Here is a 16,003-nt window from a genome sequence, read left to right as displayed (position 1 = left end):
AGCCGTGGTTGTTTTTGCCTGCATGTCACCCCAAGCATTAGATAAAACCCTTTATATTCAATGCGTTAATTTTATGGCACGACCTGTGCTCCTGGTATTTGCACCCCCTCATCATGGGGCTTTGCATCAGGGCCGGCTTGCATCAGCCGAGCCGGTAGCCAGGAGGAATAATAAAAATGTTGATCACCGGGATCAAAAGCCGACCGGTCTATGACCAGTTGCAACCGCTGCCGGGAGGCATTCGGCACATCATCGCCGGGCAAGGCAGCGGCGGGCGCGCCATGTTGCGCTTGCTGGGCGATATGGCGGGACTGGATCGACCGATTACCTTGCTGTACTCCCAGGAGTCGTTTTCCGGCCAGGATTTCCTGAGCCAACTGCAGCAGCACGCCGAACACCCACTGCACGTGCATGCCTCTAATCAGGCACTGATCGACGAGCTAAAGACTTTGCTCGGCGAAGCGCGTATGGGCACCCGTCTTTACCTCGCAGGTTCCGAAAGTTTCCTGGGCAGTGCCATGCAAGTGGCCACGCATTTCGACCTGAATCGCGACGAAGTGCTGCGCGAGCACTCTGGAACGCTGGTCCGCCGAGTCTGGTGCGTGCACTGCGACAGCTACACCGAAAATGTCACCCAGCGCGTCTACGACTGCCCCGGTTGCGGCCTGACGCTGGTGGTGCGCGATCACTATTCCCGCCGGCTGGCAGCCTTTCAGGCGGTCAAGGCCGATGCCGAAGTCCCGGGTGAATTGCCCGAAGCCGAGGAGCTCGACACATGAGCCAGAACAATGGGACGTTGAATCTGCGAGTGGCCCGAATCGAATCGGTGACCCCGCAAATCAAGCGCTTCACCCTGGTGTCGCCAACCGGCGCCCATTTGCCGGCGTTCTCCGGCGGCAGCCACGTCGTGGTGCTGATCGCCAATCAACACAACACCTTGCGCAACCCCTACTCGCTGTTGAGTTCGCCCTACGACACCAGCAGCTATCAGATTGCCGTGCGCCGGGTAGAAAGCGGTCGCGGCGGTTCGGTCTCGCTGCACGACAACGTCAGTGAGGGCGATCTGATCGAGGTCACGCCGCCGGTCAACCTGTTCCCGCTGATCAAGCAGGCGCGCCTGCACCTGTTCATCGCCGGCGGGGTCGGGATCACGCCGGTGATTTCCCAGCTGGAAGAATTGCGCCTGAGCAAGGTGCCCTTCGAGCTGCATTACGCGGTTCGCGGCGAGGAGCATGCGCAACTCGGCAAAGAGTTGCAGGCCACCTACGGCGCGCAGGTCCACCTGTATCGCAAAGGCATCGAATCGCGCATGGACATAGGCCGGATCCTCGCTGACCGCCCGCTGGGCAGCCACGTTTATGCGTGCGGTCCGGACAGCATGATCGACGCCACCCTGGCCTGTGCCCGCGACCTTGGCTGGACCGACAGCCACGTGCACTTCGAGCGCTTCCTTGAACAAAGCAGCGGCGGCGAAGCCTTCAGTTTCACCCTCGGCCGCAGCGGCGCGACCATCGCCGTTTCGCCAGACCAGACCATGCTCGAAGCGGTGGAGGCCGCCGGTTACAGCATGCCTTACCTGTGTCGGGGCGGTGCCTGTGGCCATTGCGAAACCGCGGTCCTGGAACTCGACGGCGAGCTGCTGCACACCGATGACTGGCTGTCCGATGAAGACAAATCCAGTCGCAAGAAAATCATGCCCTGCGTATCCCGCGCCAAGTGCAATCGCCTGGTCATCGACCTCTGATCGACGGAGACATAACAATGAATATCAAATTCAATCCCGACGAAACCTACCGCGACGACTACACCTTCGCCAACAGCCCGGAAACCATCGCTCGCGCGCCCTTCCCGTTCCCTGATGACAACTACATGTACTCGATGAACCTGGAGCCGCATGTCTCGGTCGGCGACGGTGCGTTTCGTGCCGCCTTCGATATTGATGAGCACTACATCAGCGAGTGCCGGGACCGCGCGATCACCCTGGAGAAGGATCCGGGCATGCACTACGTCTCGGCGCCGCACATGATGGAGGCGCAATGGGATTTGCTTGAATTGATCATGGAGTCCTACGCCCGGGACTATCCGCAGTACTTCAGCCTGGCACGTGAAGGTCGGCAGTGGCATTGGACCAACCGCCTGCTGGACATCGACGACCACTTTACCTTCGGTGATCCGGCCACCCTGCCGTACGAGCCCATGGAATACGTGACCCGACAGGCGCAGGGCGATTGGGTGCTGCAAGAAGAGCGCGACGGCACGCTGTACTGGGGGGCCGGTATCGCTACCCAGCGCGCCGATTACTCCCTGCGTTTCAACCTCGGCATGAGCTGGGAAGAGTTCCATGGGCCGGTGCCGCTGGTGAAGGAAATCGGCATGCTCGACCGCGCACTGAAATTTCTGCTGCGCCTGCGCACCGGCCACCCGGTGCGTCGATTGAACTGGTCGCTGACCGTTAACCCGCGTCTGGAAGTCTCGGCCGAAAGTCTGCCGGAATGGGCACCGGACCGCACCATCGTGACCGCGCAAAATGCCGGCAAGCTGGTCTACCTGCGTATCGAGTTGCAGCCACTGCATCGCCTGCCGCGCAGTAACGCCATCGTCTTTCCGATTCGCACCTACCTGCTGAGCCTCGAAGACATCGCCACCAACCCGGCGTGGGCCCGACGCATACATCGGGTCCTGCGGGATTTGAACCAGCAACTGGTCGATTATAAAGGCTTCGACCGCTACCGCGATGCCGCCGTCGAATGGCTCTCCAAGTACGACGACGAGCCCAAAGCCTGACACGACTCTCTGTGTAGGAGCTGGCTTGCCAGCGAAGGAGTCAAAGGCGCCGCGTATATCCAGGATGCACGCGTTTTCGTTAACGACCTTCGCTGGCAAGCCAGCGCCTACAGAAAAGATCGCGGCATCCTGAAATAAAACCTATAGGCAGGCCAACCTGCCAGTACTGCAAATCAACTGCCATTGATAATGAGGAAATAAAATGAGTGGCTTACCCAACGCGCGTGCAAGCGTCGCCGATCAGGATGCGGAACAACTCCGCGCCCTCGGCTACAGTTCGGATTTCAATCGAAGCATGAGTCTGTGGGAAAACTTTTCCCTGGGCTTCACCTACCTGTCGCCGGTCGTCGGTGTCTACACCCTGTTCGGTTTGTGCCTGGCCGCAGGCGGCCCGCCGATGTTCTGGTCATACCTGCTGATCGGTGCCGGCCAGCTGCTGGTGTGCCTGATCTTCGGTGAAATCGTTTCGCAGTTCCCGATTTCCGGTGGTGTCTACCCTTGGGCTCGCCGCTTGGTCGGCAAGCGCTGGGCGTGGATGGTTGGCTGGGTCTATGCGTGGGCCTTGTGTGCGACCATCGCCGGAGTCGCGGTGGGTGCCGGGCCCTATCTGGCGATTATGCTCGGCTTCAATCCGGGTCCCGAGGCCAATATCTATATTGCCCTGACCATCATCCTGCTCTCGACCTGCCTGAATCTGGTGGGCACCAAACTACTGGCACGCGTCGCCATGTTCGGCTTTCTCTGCGAGTTGGTTGGAGCGATTCTCGTTGGCGGCTACCTGCTGATCTTCGAGCGTCATCAGCCGTTCAGCGTGCTGTTCGACACCTTCAACCTCGAAGTCAACGGCTCGTACCTGCCGGCGTTCCTTGCGGCGTCCCTGGCGGGCCTGTTCCAGTACTACGGCTTCGAGGCCTGCGGCGATGTCGCCGAAGAAACCCCGAACCCAGGCAAGCGCATCCCCAAAGCCATGCGCATGACGATCTATATCGGCGGTGCAGCGGCGATGTTCGCTTGCCTGGCGCTGATTCTTTCGGTGCCGGACATGGCCAAGGTGCTGGCCGGTGAAGACACCGATCCGGTGGCTACCATCCTGGCTAACGCCTTTGGTCCGGTCGGTTCACGGCTGGTCATGGCGGTGGTGATGGTGTCCTTTATCTCTTGCGTCTTGAGCCTGCAGGCAGCGGCCAGCCGTCTGTTGTTCGCTTATGCCCGTGACGAAATGATCGTCGGCAGTTCGTTGCTCAAACGGCTCTCGGGCAACCACGTGCCGTCGTTCGCGTTGCTGATCAGCGGACTGGTGCCCGCAGCGATTGTCTGCCTGGGCATGTTCATGGCCGATGCCGTGGCGACCATCGTCGGCTTCGCGGCGATTGGGATCTACGTCGCGTTCCAGTTGATCATCGTCGCGGCATTGATCGCTCGCGCCAAGGGTTGGCGCCCGAATGGTCAATTCACGCTCGGCGCCTGGGGCCTTTGGGTAAACCTGGCAGCGCTGGTGTATGGCGTGTGCGCCATCGTCAACATGGTCTGGCCGCGCTCGCCGGATGCGCCGTGGTACATCAACTATTCGATGATCCTGACCACGCTGGTGGTGATGGGCGCCGGCCTGGTTTACATGCTGCTCGGCAAGCCTTACGACAAAGGTACGGCGCCGGCGGGGGATGCCTGGAAGTTTTCAAAATCGCTTGCCAAACCTGCGGACATTTCCGGCGTGTCGACCAGTCGATCATCGATCTGATAACGAGCATCCCTGTAGGAGCTGGCTTGCCAGCGAAAGCGGTGGGTCAGCCAGCATCAATGTTGAATGTGATGGCCCCTTCGCTGGCAAGCCAGCTCCTACAGGGGACCGTAGAAAAATAAAAATTTTGAAGAGGACAATGCCATGCAAACCCAACTCTTGATCAACGGCCAACTGATCGACGGCGAAGGCCCTGCCCAACCGGTGTTCAACCCGGCCCTGGGTCGTGTGCTGGTGGAGATCAACGAAGCCAGCGAAGCCCAGGTCGATGCCGCCGTGCGTGCCGCCGACAACGCCTTCGAAAGCTGGTCGCAAACCACGCCCAAAGAACGCTCGCTGCTGCTGCTCAAACTCGCTGACACCATCGAAGCCCATGGCGAGGAACTGGCCAAACTCGAATCCGACAACTGCGGCAAACCCTACAGTGCCGCGCTGAACGACGAGATCCCCGCGATCGCCGACGTGTTCCGTTTCTTCGCCGGCGCCAGCCGTTGCATGAGCGGTTCGGCCGGCGGTGAATACCTGCCCGGTCACACCTCGATGATCCGCCGTGACCCGGTCGGCGTGATCGCCTCCATCGCGCCGTGGAACTACCCGTTGATGATGGTCGCCTGGAAAATCGCCCCGGCCCTGGCCGCCGGTAATACCGTGGTGCTCAAGCCGTCGGAACAGACCCCGCTGACCGCGTTGCGCCTGGCTGAACTGGCGTCGGATATTTTCCCCGCCGGTGTGCTTAACCTGGTGTTCGGCCGTGGTCATACGGTCGGAAGCCCGCTGGTCACCCATCCTAAGGTGCGCATGGTGTCGCTGACGGGCTCGATCGCGACGGGCTCGAACATCATTTCCAGCACCGCCGACAGCGTCAAACGCCTGCACATGGAACTGGGCGGCAAGGCCCCGGTGATCATCTTCGACGACGCCGACATCGACGCCGCCGTGGAAGGCATACGCACCTTCGGCTTTTACAACGCCGGCCAGGACTGCACCGCCGCGTGCCGCATTTATGCGCAGGATGGCATTTACGACAGGTTCGTCGAGAAGCTCGGCGCGGCGGTCAGCAGCATCAAGTACGGCGTGCAGGATGACCCATCGACCGAACTGGGCCCGCTGATCACCGCGCAGCATCGCGACCGTGTGGCCGGGTTCGTCGAGCGTGCCGTGGCGCAGCCGCATATCCGCTTGATCACGGGCGGCAAGGTGGTGCACGGCGATGGCTACTTCTTCGAGCCAACGGTGCTGGCCGACGCGCAACAGGATGACGAAATCGTCCGCCGCGAAGTATTCGGGCCGGTGGTGTCGGTGACCCGATTCAGCGATGAAGCACAGGTGCTGGGCTGGGCCAACGATTCGGACTACGGCCTGGCATCGTCGGTCTGGACCGCGGATGTCGGTCGTGCGCATCGCCTTTCGGCCCGCTTGCAGTACGGCTGCACCTGGGTGAACACGCACTTCATGCTGGTCAGCGAAATGCCCCATGGCGGGCAGAAACTGTCTGGTTATGGCAAGGACATGTCCATGTACGGGCTGGAGGACTACACCGTTGTGCGGCATGTGATGTTCAAACACTGATGACCATTCGGTGAGCCGCGTCGCTTTCGGCGCGGCAATCAACTGAATCACCTGATGGCTTTGCTGCATCGCGCTCGTTTTGTGCTTCAGCATTGGTCTGGCACTCACCCTGGTATCGGTCGGTGTTGGCTACGTCAGTTCATCGCTACCACTGAAGCGGACGAGGTGATAATCGATGCGAGGATTTATGACCGCGACGCACGCTGCCGCTCCTATCAGCTAGCCGCCGAATCCATTGCCGACCTGCTTGACTGAGGCTTACTGTTGCTGAGTTAACCCGTGAAAACGGTACTGGAGAAAGCACTTGCGAAATCTCGTGCTGCCGTTGCATTTGAACCAGGCAGCCGCTCAGACCAAGAAATGGCGTCGTCAATCAGCTGAGTGATTGACGACGCCTGCTTTGGGCTTGTTTTTTCTTCAACAGTGCATAGTTGTTAGTTAAGACTTAATTAAATACCAATCTCAGCGCTCGCCCAGCTGCTCGATGACACCGCGTGCCTTCAACTCGACCAGGCGTTCATCGTCCAGCCCCAACTGCCGCTTGAGGACTTCATCCGTATGTTCACCGAGCATCGGGGCCGGGCGCAGGTACTCGACTGGCGTGCCTGACAACTTGATGGGACTGCCCACCGTAACGAAATCGGCCTTCAGCGGATGGGGGATGTTCACCAGCATATTGCGTGCCTTCACCTGCGGCTCATCCAGCGCCTGGGCAATGCTGTTGATCGCGCCTATCGGCACGCCCTGCGGGTGAATCCGTCGCACCCATTCATCGGCAGTAGCGCCGAGAAAATGCTGGGTGAGCATCTCGATGATCGTCTCCCGATGGGTCACTCGGTCCGCATTGCGTGCAAAGCGTGGGTCTTTAGGAAGGTCCGCCAGACCGATAGCCTCGCACAGTGCGATAAACTGGGAGTCATTGCCGCAAGCGATGATGAAATCCCGGTCACTGGCACGGAACACCTGATACGGCACGATGTTGGCGTGGGCGTTACCGTAGCGGCCTGGGGGTTTACCGGAAGCCAGGTAGTTCTGGCTCTGGTTGCACAGCGTGGCGACTTGAACATCAAGCAGCGCCATATCGATGTGCTGACCCACGCCGGTTTTCTCGCGGCTGAGCAATGCAGCTTGAATAGCGACCGTGGAGTAGAGTCCGGTCATCAAATCAGAAAACGCCACGCCCACTTTCTGCGGCCCGCCACCGGGCAGGTCATCACGCTCCCCCGTGATGCTCATCAACCCGCCGATTCCCTGGATGATGAAGTCATAACCCGGTTCAGCAGCCCGCGGCCCGGTCTGCCCGAAGCCGGTCACCGAGCAATACACCAGCCGCGGGTTGAGCCGGGACAAGGAGTCATAATCAAGCCCGTATTTGGCCAACGACCCGGCCTTGTAGTTTTCGATCAGCACATCGCAGTCGGTGGCCAGCGCACGCACCAGCTCCTGGCCTTCGGCGCTCGCCAGGTTCAGTGCCACCGATAACTTGCCGCGGTTGGTCGATTGGTAATAGGAGGCTTCGTGGGTAGCCTCATCGTTCTGGCCCTTCATCCATGGCGGCCCCCAACCACGGGTGTCGTCACCCACACCCGGTCGTTCAACCTTGATCACTTCGGCGCCCAGGTCGGCCAGGGTCTGGCCACACCAGGGGCCGGCCAGCACACGGCTCAAGTCGAGTACGCGGTATCCAGTCAAAGCACCCATGTCATTTCACCTTTGTTTGCGTGCATTCGGCGTGGCACAGCGACAGGCCGAGGGTCGCGCGTCGGCGCAGCCAAGGACCCGGCCGGTAACGCGGATCGCCGGTCAATTCGGTCATGCGCTCCAGGATGGTCAGCAAGCGTTTGCTGCCGACACTGTCGCCCCAGGCCAACGGCCCCTGCGGATAACCCAGCCCTCGGCGCACGCCCTCCTCCAGGTCTTCGACGCTGGCGATGCGCTGCTGGACGATATCGCCGGCCAGGTTGACGATCATTGCCAGCACGCGCTGGGCGACGAAGCCGACACTGTCGTTGATCATGCTGACTCCGACGCCGTCGCGCGCCAGCAACGCATGCGCGGCATCGCGCATGTCGACGCGGGTGGCCGGGGTCGGCATCAGCGTGCGGTAGCGCGCGCTGTCGAGCAGCGGGTCGATGCAGACCGTGCGCGTCGGGTCGGCGGCAAAGCGTACCGCAGCGCTGGTGGCATCCAGGCCATAGGGCGCCAGCAGGCAGAGTGCTCCGCTGGACGGCGTGGCGCCCTGCTCTACCTGCGCGCCCAGCTGCTCCAGCAACGCCATCAGGCTGACACGATCGGCCTCGTTCTCGGTCCCCAGCCACACCGGTGGCAGGGTCTCCACGACCGGCACTGCCTGCGCCGGGGGCGCATCGACCATTTGACCGTTGGCGTAGCGGTAAAAGCCCCGCCCGACCTTGCGCCCGACGAACCCGGCCTCAAGCATCTGCCGGGTCAGCGCGGCCGGACGATAGCGAGGTTCCTGGTAAAACTGGTGGTAGATCGACTCGATCACCGGGTGCGAGACATCCAGGGCTGTCAGGTCGAACAGCTCCAGCGGCCCCATGCGAAACCCCAGGCCTTCACGCAGGATGCGGTCGATTTCGGCGGGCTCGGCCACGCCTTCCTTGAGTATTTGCAGGGCTTCGGTGCTGTAGGCGCGCCCCGCATGGTTGATGATGAAACCCGGCGTGTCCTTGGCCCGAATCCCCCGGTGGCCCATGCGCGCCGCCAACGCCTGCAGGCGATCACCGACTTGCGGGTCACTGGCCAGGCCGTCGATGACTTCGACGACTTTCATCAGCGGCACCGGGTTAAAGAAATGGAACCCCGCGACACGCTCAGGACGCCGACATTCCCGGGCGATACTGGTCACGGACAGCGACGAGGTATTGGTGGCCAGAATGCAATCGTCACCGACGACCGCTTCAAGCTGTGCGAGCAACGCCTGCTTGGCATCGAGGCGCTCAATGATGGCTTCGACGACCAGGTCGACGTCCTCGAGCTCGGTCAGCGCGGTCGCTACCTGCAGGCGATCGAGTGCCGCCTGTGCATCTGCGCCGAGGATCTTGCCCTTGCTCACCAGCTTGTCCAGCGTCCGTTCAAGGTTATCGCGAGCGGCCTGGGCGGCGCCTTCGCGGTTATCGAACAGCATTACCTGTATGCCCGCCTGGGCAGCAATCTGGGCAATGCCGGTGCCCATGATGCCAGCCCCCACCACCGCCATACGGTTGATCTCACGTGTCATGAATCACTCTCCCGAGAAGGTGGCTTTGCGTTTTTCCAGGAAGGCATTGGCGCCCTCTTTCTGGTCCCTGGAGTCGAACAGCAACTGAAACGCCTTGCGCTCCAACGCCAGGGCGCTGTCCAGGGGCAAGTCGGCACCGAGCAGCATCACCTCCTTGATCTGCGCCACAGCCAGCGGCGGCAAGGCGGCTATTTCAGCGGCCAGCTCAAGGGCTCGCGGCACTGTGCGCTCGTCACTCACCACCTCGCTGACCATGCCCATGGCCAGCGCTTCGGGGGCCGCGACCAGACAGCCCGTCAGGGCGATACGCATCGCCTGGAACTTGCCGACGGCGCGAATCAGCCGTTGGGTGCCACCGGCGCCCGGCATCAGGCCAAGCTTGACCTCCGGCTGGCCGAAGCGTGCCGATTGTCCTGCAACGATGATGTCGCAGTGCATCGCCAATTCGCAGCCGCCGCCCAGGGCAAAACCGTTCACCGCGGCGATCACCGGTTTAGGGCAACGAGAAATGGCCTCCCACAAGTACTCCGTGTGGCGACGATACATCTCGATCGGGCTGGCCTCGGCGAACTCGCGGATGTCGGCACCAGCGACAAAGCACTGTTCACCACCGGTGAGAACAATCGCACGCACCCGTTCATTGCCGGCCAGGGCGCGAAAGATTTCTGCCAACTGTTCGCGCACTGCGCTGTTGAGCGCGTTCTTGACCTCGGGCCGCTGGATTCGTACGACGGCGACGGCGTCATCGCGAATCTGCAGAGCCACTACAGCGTTGAGCTGGGAGTCCATATCTACCTCTTATTTTTTGTTTCGCTATGCGAAACTGAATACCGTAATTACGATCAATCATAGATACGCTTCTAAATTTCTGTAAACAGGCAAACCAATAAATCTGTTTTACCCCTTTAATTACAGCGACTTAAAGATACTTAATAAATTGATTGGTATTTTTAAAGCCAACGAATACAATTTCGTCAGGCGAAACTGTATTTTATTTTCTTGCATTTCTCGAAAGCGAGGTTCTACCATGGGTCGCAACAAGGCAGATCACCAGGCCGTGGACCAGGCGAAAGGAACGGATGAAATCGGCTTGCTAAAGATGGGCATGCTTGATCCCGCCAGCGCGCTGAGCGATGACGAAAGCACTGGCCAGTTCGTGACGGCGTTGGCCCGCGGGCTTGAATTGATGCGGTGTTTCACCCCGCGGGACAACGTGCTCGGCAATCAAGACCTGGCGCGGATGACCGGGCTGCCCAAACCGACGGTGACGCGTCTGACCAATACGCTGATGCGGCTGGGCTGCCTCAAGCGTGAAGTGCATTCAGGCAAGTATCAGCTGGACGTCGGTGTACTGGGTTTCGGCTACGCCATGTTGTCGAACCTGGCGATTCGCACGGTGGCGCATCCCTTGATGGAGGAACTGGCCAATCACGCTCAGGCGGCCGTCGCCATGGCCGCCCGCGACCGACTGCAGATGGTGTACCTGGATGTGGTTCAGGGTCAGGGCAACATGACCATGCGCCGGCAGATCGGCAGCTACTTGCCGCTGGCGCAGAGTTCGGTGGGCCGGGCGTGCCTGGCGGCGATGCCGGAAACCGAGCGGGAATTTCTGCTCGACCACATTCGCCAGCGTGAAACGGAGCAATGGCCAGCCATCCGCAAGGGCCTGGACAGAGCGTTCAGGGATTACGCCGACTACGGCTTCTGCCTGTCGGTCGGTGAGTGGCACCGCGACGTCAACTCCGTCGCAGTGCCGTTGCTGCATCCGCAGTACGGGTTGCTGACCTTCAACTGCGGTGGACCGAGCTTTCAGCTACCCCGTGAACAGCTCGTGGACGATATCGGGCCTCGCCTGATCAACATGGTCAATAACATTGGCGCCGCTGCTCGCTGACGCAACGGAGTAACGGCGCCCTAAAAAACCGGCTCGCTTGCGAGCCTTGGGAGCGCACATGATCCGTGATACCGAAACCCTGCAGATACTGCTGGATTCCCTTCGTCAGTTCGTCAGCGAAGTGCTGATTCCCCGTGAGAACGAGGTGGCCGAGACCGACAACATCCCGGACGACATCGTTGTGCAATTGCAAGAGATGGGGCTGTTCGGTCTGACCCTTCCGGAAGAGTTCGGCGGCATGGGCGTGACCATGGAAGAAGAGGTCAATATCGCCTTCGAACTGGGGCGTACCTCCCCGGCCTTTCGTTCCTACATCGGCACCAACAACGGCATCGGCTCCATCGGCATTCTGCTCGATGGCAGCCCGGAGCAGAAAGCCAGGTACCTGCCAAAGCTGGCCAGTGGCGAGCTGCTCAGTGCCTTCTGCCTGACCGAACCCGACTCGGGGTCTGATGCTGCCTCGCTCAAAACCACGGCGGTGCGTGACGGCGACAGCTATATCCTCAACGGCACCAAGCGCTTCATCACCAATGCCCCCCACGCCAACATCTTCACCGTGATGGCGCGCACCAATCCGGACATCAAAGGTGCCGGTGGCATCAGTGCGTTCATCGTGGAGCGTGACACGGCCGGGATCTCCTTGGGTAAACCCGATCACAAGATGGGCCACAAAGGCGCTCACACCTGCGACGTGATCTTCGAAAATGCCCGCGTTCCCGCCAGCCAGCTGATCGGTGGCGTTGAAGGCGTGGGTTTCAAAACCGCCATGAAAGTCCTGGATAAAGGTCGCCTGCATATTGCCGCCCTGAGCGTCGGCGCCGCCGAGCGCATGCTGGCCGATTCGCTGCAATATGCAATCGAGCGCAAGCAATTCGGCAAGCCGATTGCCGAGTTCCAACTGATCCAGGCGATGCTTGCCGACAGCAAGGCGGAAATCTATGCAGCACGCTGCATGGTCCTGGATGCCGCACGCAAGCGTGACGACGGACGTAACGTCAGCACTGAAGCCTCCTGCGCCAAGATGTTCGCCACTGAAATGTGCGGACGGGTCGCCGACCGCTGCGTACAGATTCATGGTGGCGCCGGCTATGTCAGCGAATATGCCATCGAGCGTTTCTACCGGGATGTTCGCCTGTTCCGCATTTATGAAGGCACCACCCAGATCCAGCAGCTGGTCATTGCCCGAAACATGATCCGCTACGCGCAAGGCTGAGGCCACTGACCTTCAATTCCCGGCTCAAGTCCCCTCCCCCATAAATACAATAAGGTAACGCTATGGACGCTGCTGCTAAGGCGAGTGCGACGACGCACGCCAAAACCAGTACCTGGGTGCTGGTCTTCATCTTCTGCTTTCTTGGATTGTTGATCGACGGTGCCGATCTGATGCTGCTGTCCTACAGCCTCAGCAGCCTGAAGGCCGAGTTCGGCCTGAGCAATGTCGAGGCCGGCAGCCTGGGTAGCTTCACCCTGGCCGGGATGGCCATCGGTGGCATCTACGGTGGCTGGGCCTGCGATCGTTTCGGCCGGGTGAAAACCGTGGTCTGGAGTATCGTCCTGTTTTCCGTCGGCACCGCTGTCCTGGGCCTGACGCACAGCTATTGGCAGTTCGCGATCACCCGTTTCGTGGCCTCGCTGGGGATCGGCGCGCTGTACGTGGCCTGCAACACATTGATGTCCGAATACGTGCCCACCCGCTACCGCACCACCGTACTCGGCACCCTGCAGGCAGGCTGGTCAGTGGGGTATATCGTTGCCACGCTGCTGGCGGGTTGGATACTGCCAGTCCATGGCTGGCGCTGGCTGTTCTACATCGCCATTATCCCGGTGGTCCTGGCCGTGGTGATGCAACGTTTCGTGCCGGAGCCACAAGCCTGGATCAACGCTCAGGCCGAGCGCGCCAGGAAAAAAATCAAGGGCGCCCAACAGTCATTCCCCGCAAAGCGCGAGAGCATGTACAAGCTGATCTTCAGTGATCCGCAGGCCAGCCGGATGTTTATCTTCTGGGCCCTGACTGCCGGCTTTCTGCAGTTCGGTTACTACGGTGTGAACAACTGGATGCCGACGTACCTGGAAAGCGAACTGGGCATGAACCTCAAATCCATGACCAGTTATATGGTTGGCACCTATACCGCCATGATCCTCGGCAAAATTCTGGCTGGCTTCGCGGCTGACCGTATCGGGCGTCGTACCGTGTTCGCCTTTGGCGCCCTGGGGACCGCGGTATTCCTGCCGGTGATCGTGCTGTTCCAAAGCCAGGAAAACATCCTGTGGATGCTGGTGGTGTTCGGCTTTTTGTATGGCATTCCTTACGGTGTGAATGCCACGTACATGACCGAAAGCTTCGAGGCCAAATTTCGCGGGTCCGCCGTAGGGGGCGCCTACAATATCGGGCGTCTGGGCGCAGCGATTGCGCCGGCCGCTATCGGCTTCCTCGCCTCTCATGGCTCGATCGGCGTGGGCTTTCTAGTCATGGGTGCGGCCTACTTCATCTGCGGCGTGATTCCGGCGCTGTTCATCAAAGACAAGCAATTCGATCCGCAAAAACAATAGAAGCGGTTACTCGGCAATCAGCAGCAGTCTGGCGGGACTTTGTGTTCCTGCCGGCTGCTGCTAATGCACGAGATCAAGACTCCAAACGTGTGACGTCTCCCTCGTTCATACTCAAGACATCGCAATTTGGGCGCGTGAGGATGTCTGTCGAATAGGCATGCCTACCGCAGTGTTTTCCTGGCAAACCCGTTGATGACGATGTAGAGCAATGGGCCGATCGATACGAATACTGCTGTTATCAGGAAATAAGGCACAAGAGAGGCCGTAGATCGGCCTTTGGAGCGAGCATCCCGATACATCCAGACGCAAGCGAGGACGCCCAGCAGGTAGAGGTCAATGACTACCTGGGCAGTGTCCGGGCTGGACAGTAACCCAAGGCCAAAGTCGATGAGCGATTGCTCGGCAAAGAGCAGGGTACCCGCCGTATACAACGAAAAAATTACCAATGTAGCAAGTGAGATGTAGGGTCTTTTCATTTGTCCTCCTTGGACAAGTAGCGATGATCAGTACAGACAGGTTAGTGATATCGTCTCGACGAAATCAATGACCTCGCAGGTCATGGTCTCAGCCAATTCGCGCCCTCAGAGTCGAACTATGAGCACCCGACCTTTTCCTCGAACGACACCCTTGATCGACTACCTGAGCCTCCATTTACCCCAGAGCATCCGGGAACGAAGCATCACCATTGAGCGGTTCGCTTGATGATACGGCTGCGTTCCCATCCTGTTTCGCGTCACCCTGGTGCTGGAGGCTACGGCGTCACGCTGTGCGTGTGCGTGTGCGTGCACGGGTTCTGGACTGGACAGGTATCGCTGTTGCGGCGCTGGCTATTTCCCAGGCATCACGAGGTTCGTCCAGGTCGCGGTTGAGGGTTTCCGGGGTCTTGAACGTGGTGTACAGGGTGATCAGCGTGAGCAGCGTCAGGTAGCAGGCAATCGGCAGCCAGGCTTTGACACCGGCGCTGGCATCGCAGTCGTGGCTCGCCACGACCAGGGCGATAATGCCGGCACCGATCATCGGCGCAATACCGCCCGCGATCACTGCTGACGCTTCCCGGGCGATCGACACACCCATGTAACGGTGGCGGGAGCCGAACAGCTCGGGCATCAGCGCCGCCTGGGTGCCAAACATGCCCCAGGTACCGATGCCCAGCGCGATGGAGATGGCAATGATGCTCGCCACCACGTTGCCCAGGCTGAGTACCCACCACACCGGGAAGGCCAGTGCCAGTTGCAGCAGCGGGTTGACGCATACGCGCTTGAGCGCCTTGAGGCGGATGAAGGTCGGCGATTCCTTGAGTGACAGACGCATGTACAGCCCCAGTGACTTCCTGCAGGGCGCGTATCGCGCCCAGGTGGCTTTTGCGGCCCTGGCCGAAGAGCTGCACTTTGGGCGTGCGGCGGCGCGCCTGCACATTGTCCAGCCGGCCTTGAGTGCGCAAATACGTGCCCTGGAGGACGATGTCGGGGCGCAGTTGTTCGAGCGCGACCGGCACCGGGTCGAGTTGACCGAGGAAGGGGCGCTGTTTCTGCCCGAGGCCCTGGCGACCCTGCGCCAGGCCGGGCGCGCCCGTGAGGTATTGCAGCAGGCCGCGGCCGGAGAGGTCGGGGTGTTGCGCCTGGCCTTTGTGTCTTCAACCTTGTCGCACTTGTTGCCGGTGCTCGTGCGTACGCTGGAGGAGCGCTACCCGCGTATCGAACTGGACCTCAAGGACATGCCTTCGCTGCCGCAGGCCCGGGCCTTGCTGGACAATGCCCTGGATTTTGGCTTGATACGCCTGCCCTTGAATGTGCCTGGGGTGCACACGCGCATGCTCTTCGAGGAGTCGCTGGTGGTGGCGCTGCCGCAAGACCACCCGCTGTGCGCCCAGCGTCGTATAAAGCCTCAGGATCTGGCCGGGTGTCCGATGCTGGTGCTGGCGCGTAAGTTCGCTCCCGGGTTGTATGACCAGATGCTGGCGGGTTTTCACCGACGCAAGATCACCCTGACGATCGCCCGGGAGATGGGCGAGTTCACCACCCAGTTGGCGTTGGTGGCCGCCGGCCTGGGCCTCGGCATCTTGCCAAGCGGTGCCGCATCGGCGCTGCCCATCGGAGTCGTGACCCGCCCCCTGACACTGGCCATGAGCGGCGCCGGCATCGGCGTGGCCTGGACCGGCCTGGAAAACCCACGCAAGCGAGCGCTGATGCAGGTGCTCGACGAACTCTATCCATAAACTGTAAAAACT

General features: G+C 60.6%; 13 protein-coding genes and 1 pseudogene. 9 read left to right on the top strand and 5 right to left on the bottom strand.

What is annotated here, in order from left to right; all coding sequences use genetic code 11:
• Window positions 1-176: 176 nt before the first annotated feature.
• From ACA062_RS15650 to ACA062_RS15630, 5 genes are all read left to right on the top strand, one after another.
• Window positions 177-779 (top strand): dimethylamine monooxygenase subunit DmmA family protein, encoded by a 603-nt coding sequence (locus tag ACA062_RS15650; protein ID WP_497457205.1) that lies wholly within the window; start codon window positions 177-179, stop codon window positions 777-779.
• Window positions 776-1,744: a PDR/VanB family oxidoreductase gene (locus ACA062_RS15645; protein WP_497457204.1), complete on the top strand. Its 969-nt coding sequence runs from the start codon at window positions 776-778 to the stop codon at window positions 1,742-1,744. The genes ACA062_RS15650 and ACA062_RS15645 overlap by 4 nt, the downstream gene beginning before the upstream one ends.
• A 17-nt stretch (window positions 1,745-1,761) precedes the next feature.
• The gene (locus ACA062_RS15640) at window positions 1,762-2,784 is read left to right on the top strand and encodes a heme-dependent oxidative N-demethylase family protein (protein WP_497457203.1); all 1,023 of its coding nucleotides are present in this window, start codon (window positions 1,762-1,764) and stop codon (window positions 2,782-2,784) included.
• A gap of 202 nt (window positions 2,785-2,986) precedes the next feature.
• Window positions 2,987-4,522 carry an APC family permease gene (locus tag ACA062_RS15635; protein ID WP_497457202.1) on the top strand — a complete coding sequence of 512 codons (1,536 nt, stop codon included), beginning with the start codon at window positions 2,987-2,989 and terminating at the stop codon, window positions 4,520-4,522.
• Window positions 4,523-4,666: 144 nt separating this feature from the next.
• On the top strand, window positions 4,667-6,091 hold the full coding sequence (locus ACA062_RS15630) for a gamma-aminobutyraldehyde dehydrogenase (RefSeq protein ID WP_497457201.1): 1,425 nt from the start codon (window positions 4,667-4,669) through the stop codon (window positions 6,089-6,091).
• Between the two features lie 462 nt (window positions 6,092-6,553).
• On the opposite strand, the gene ACA062_RS15625 is transcribed toward ACA062_RS15630, so the two are convergent.
• The 3 genes from ACA062_RS15625 to ACA062_RS15615 are packed head-to-tail and all read right to left on the bottom strand — an operon-like array spanning window position 6,554 to window position 10,121.
• Entirely contained in the window at window positions 6,554-7,792 is a 1,239-nt protein-coding gene (locus ACA062_RS15625; RefSeq protein WP_497457200.1) for a CaiB/BaiF CoA transferase family protein, read from the bottom strand.
• A gap of 1 nt (window position 7,793) precedes the next feature.
• Complete coding sequence (locus ACA062_RS15620) at window positions 7,794-9,332, bottom strand: 3-hydroxyacyl-CoA dehydrogenase (RefSeq protein WP_497457199.1); 1,539 nt, start codon at window positions 9,330-9,332, stop codon at window positions 7,794-7,796.
• A gap of 3 nt (window positions 9,333-9,335) precedes the next feature.
• Complete coding sequence (locus ACA062_RS15615; protein WP_497457198.1) at window positions 9,336-10,121, bottom strand: enoyl-CoA hydratase; 786 nt, start codon at window positions 10,119-10,121, stop codon at window positions 9,336-9,338.
• A gap of 238 nt (window positions 10,122-10,359) precedes the next feature.
• Here ACA062_RS15615 and ACA062_RS15610 point away from each other — a divergent pair, with 238 nt between their 5' ends.
• The 3 genes from ACA062_RS15610 to ACA062_RS15600 all read left to right on the top strand — a co-directional run bounded on the left by ACA062_RS15610 (window position 10,360) and on the right by ACA062_RS15600 (window position 13,776).
• Window positions 10,360-11,226: an IclR family transcriptional regulator gene (locus tag ACA062_RS15610; RefSeq protein WP_150788039.1), complete on the top strand. Its 867-nt coding sequence runs from the start codon at window positions 10,360-10,362 to the stop codon at window positions 11,224-11,226.
• Window positions 11,227-11,284: 58 nt separating this feature from the next.
• Window positions 11,285-12,439 (top strand): acyl-CoA dehydrogenase family protein, encoded by a 1,155-nt coding sequence (locus ACA062_RS15605; RefSeq protein WP_497457197.1) that lies wholly within the window; start codon window positions 11,285-11,287, stop codon window positions 12,437-12,439.
• Between the two features lie 62 nt (window positions 12,440-12,501).
• The gene (locus ACA062_RS15600; RefSeq protein ID WP_497457196.1) at window positions 12,502-13,776 is read left to right on the top strand and encodes an MFS transporter; all 1,275 of its coding nucleotides are present in this window, start codon (window positions 12,502-12,504) and stop codon (window positions 13,774-13,776) included.
• A gap of 161 nt (window positions 13,777-13,937) precedes the next feature.
• On the opposite strand, the gene ACA062_RS15595 is transcribed toward ACA062_RS15600, so the two are convergent.
• Entirely contained in the window at window positions 13,938-14,252 is a 315-nt protein-coding gene (locus ACA062_RS15595; protein WP_497457195.1) for a DUF2834 domain-containing protein, read from the bottom strand.
• Window positions 14,253-14,535: 283 nt separating this feature from the next.
• Window positions 14,536-15,102: pseudogene (locus ACA062_RS15590) on the bottom strand (hypothetical protein); the annotation flags it as partial.
• Here ACA062_RS15590 and ACA062_RS15585 point away from each other — a divergent pair.
• Window positions 15,086-15,991, top strand: coding sequence for a LysR family transcriptional regulator (locus tag ACA062_RS15585; RefSeq protein WP_497457194.1), 906 nt, complete (start codon window positions 15,086-15,088; stop codon window positions 15,989-15,991). The pseudogene ACA062_RS15590 and the gene ACA062_RS15585 sit on opposite strands and share 17 nt — an antisense overlap.
• Window positions 15,992-16,003 lie beyond the last annotated feature (12 nt).

It is taken from the genome of Pseudomonas sp. LBUM1679 (genome assembly GCF_059695565.1).
Note: the sequence above shows the minus strand (reverse complement) of the source record. Positions and strands in the feature narration are given on the sequence as shown.

What these genes read in the sequence shown, in the direction of transcription:
- ACA062_RS15650 (WP_497457205.1), top strand. Translation starts at nt 177, where the DNA reads ATGTTGATCACCGGGATCAAAAGCCGACCGGTCTATGACCAGTTGCAA.
- ACA062_RS15615 (WP_497457198.1), bottom strand. Translation starts at nt 10,121, where the DNA reads ATGGACTCCCAGCTCAACGCTGTAGTGGCTCTGCAGATTCGCGATGAC.
- ACA062_RS15600 (WP_497457196.1), top strand. Translation starts at nt 12,502, where the DNA reads ATGGACGCTGCTGCTAAGGCGAGTGCGACGACGCACGCCAAAACCAGT.
- ACA062_RS15625 (WP_497457200.1), bottom strand. Translation starts at nt 7,792, where the DNA reads ATGGGTGCTTTGACTGGATACCGCGTACTCGACTTGAGCCGTGTGCTG.
- ACA062_RS15645 (WP_497457204.1), top strand. Translation starts at nt 776, where the DNA reads ATGAGCCAGAACAATGGGACGTTGAATCTGCGAGTGGCCCGAATCGAA.
- ACA062_RS15630 (WP_497457201.1), top strand. Translation starts at nt 4,667, where the DNA reads ATGCAAACCCAACTCTTGATCAACGGCCAACTGATCGACGGCGAAGGC.
- ACA062_RS15640 (WP_497457203.1), top strand. Translation starts at nt 1,762, where the DNA reads ATGAATATCAAATTCAATCCCGACGAAACCTACCGCGACGACTACACC.
- ACA062_RS15620 (WP_497457199.1), bottom strand. Translation starts at nt 9,332, where the DNA reads ATGACACGTGAGATCAACCGTATGGCGGTGGTGGGGGCTGGCATCATG.
- ACA062_RS15635 (WP_497457202.1), top strand. Translation starts at nt 2,987, where the DNA reads ATGAGTGGCTTACCCAACGCGCGTGCAAGCGTCGCCGATCAGGATGCG.
- ACA062_RS15595 (WP_497457195.1), bottom strand. Translation starts at nt 14,252, where the DNA reads ATGAAAAGACCCTACATCTCACTTGCTACATTGGTAATTTTTTCGTTG.
- ACA062_RS15605 (WP_497457197.1), top strand. Translation starts at nt 11,285, where the DNA reads ATGATCCGTGATACCGAAACCCTGCAGATACTGCTGGATTCCCTTCGT.
- ACA062_RS15585 (WP_497457194.1), top strand. Translation starts at nt 15,086, where the DNA reads ATGTACAGCCCCAGTGACTTCCTGCAGGGCGCGTATCGCGCCCAGGTG.
- ACA062_RS15610 (WP_150788039.1), top strand. Translation starts at nt 10,360, where the DNA reads ATGGGTCGCAACAAGGCAGATCACCAGGCCGTGGACCAGGCGAAAGGA.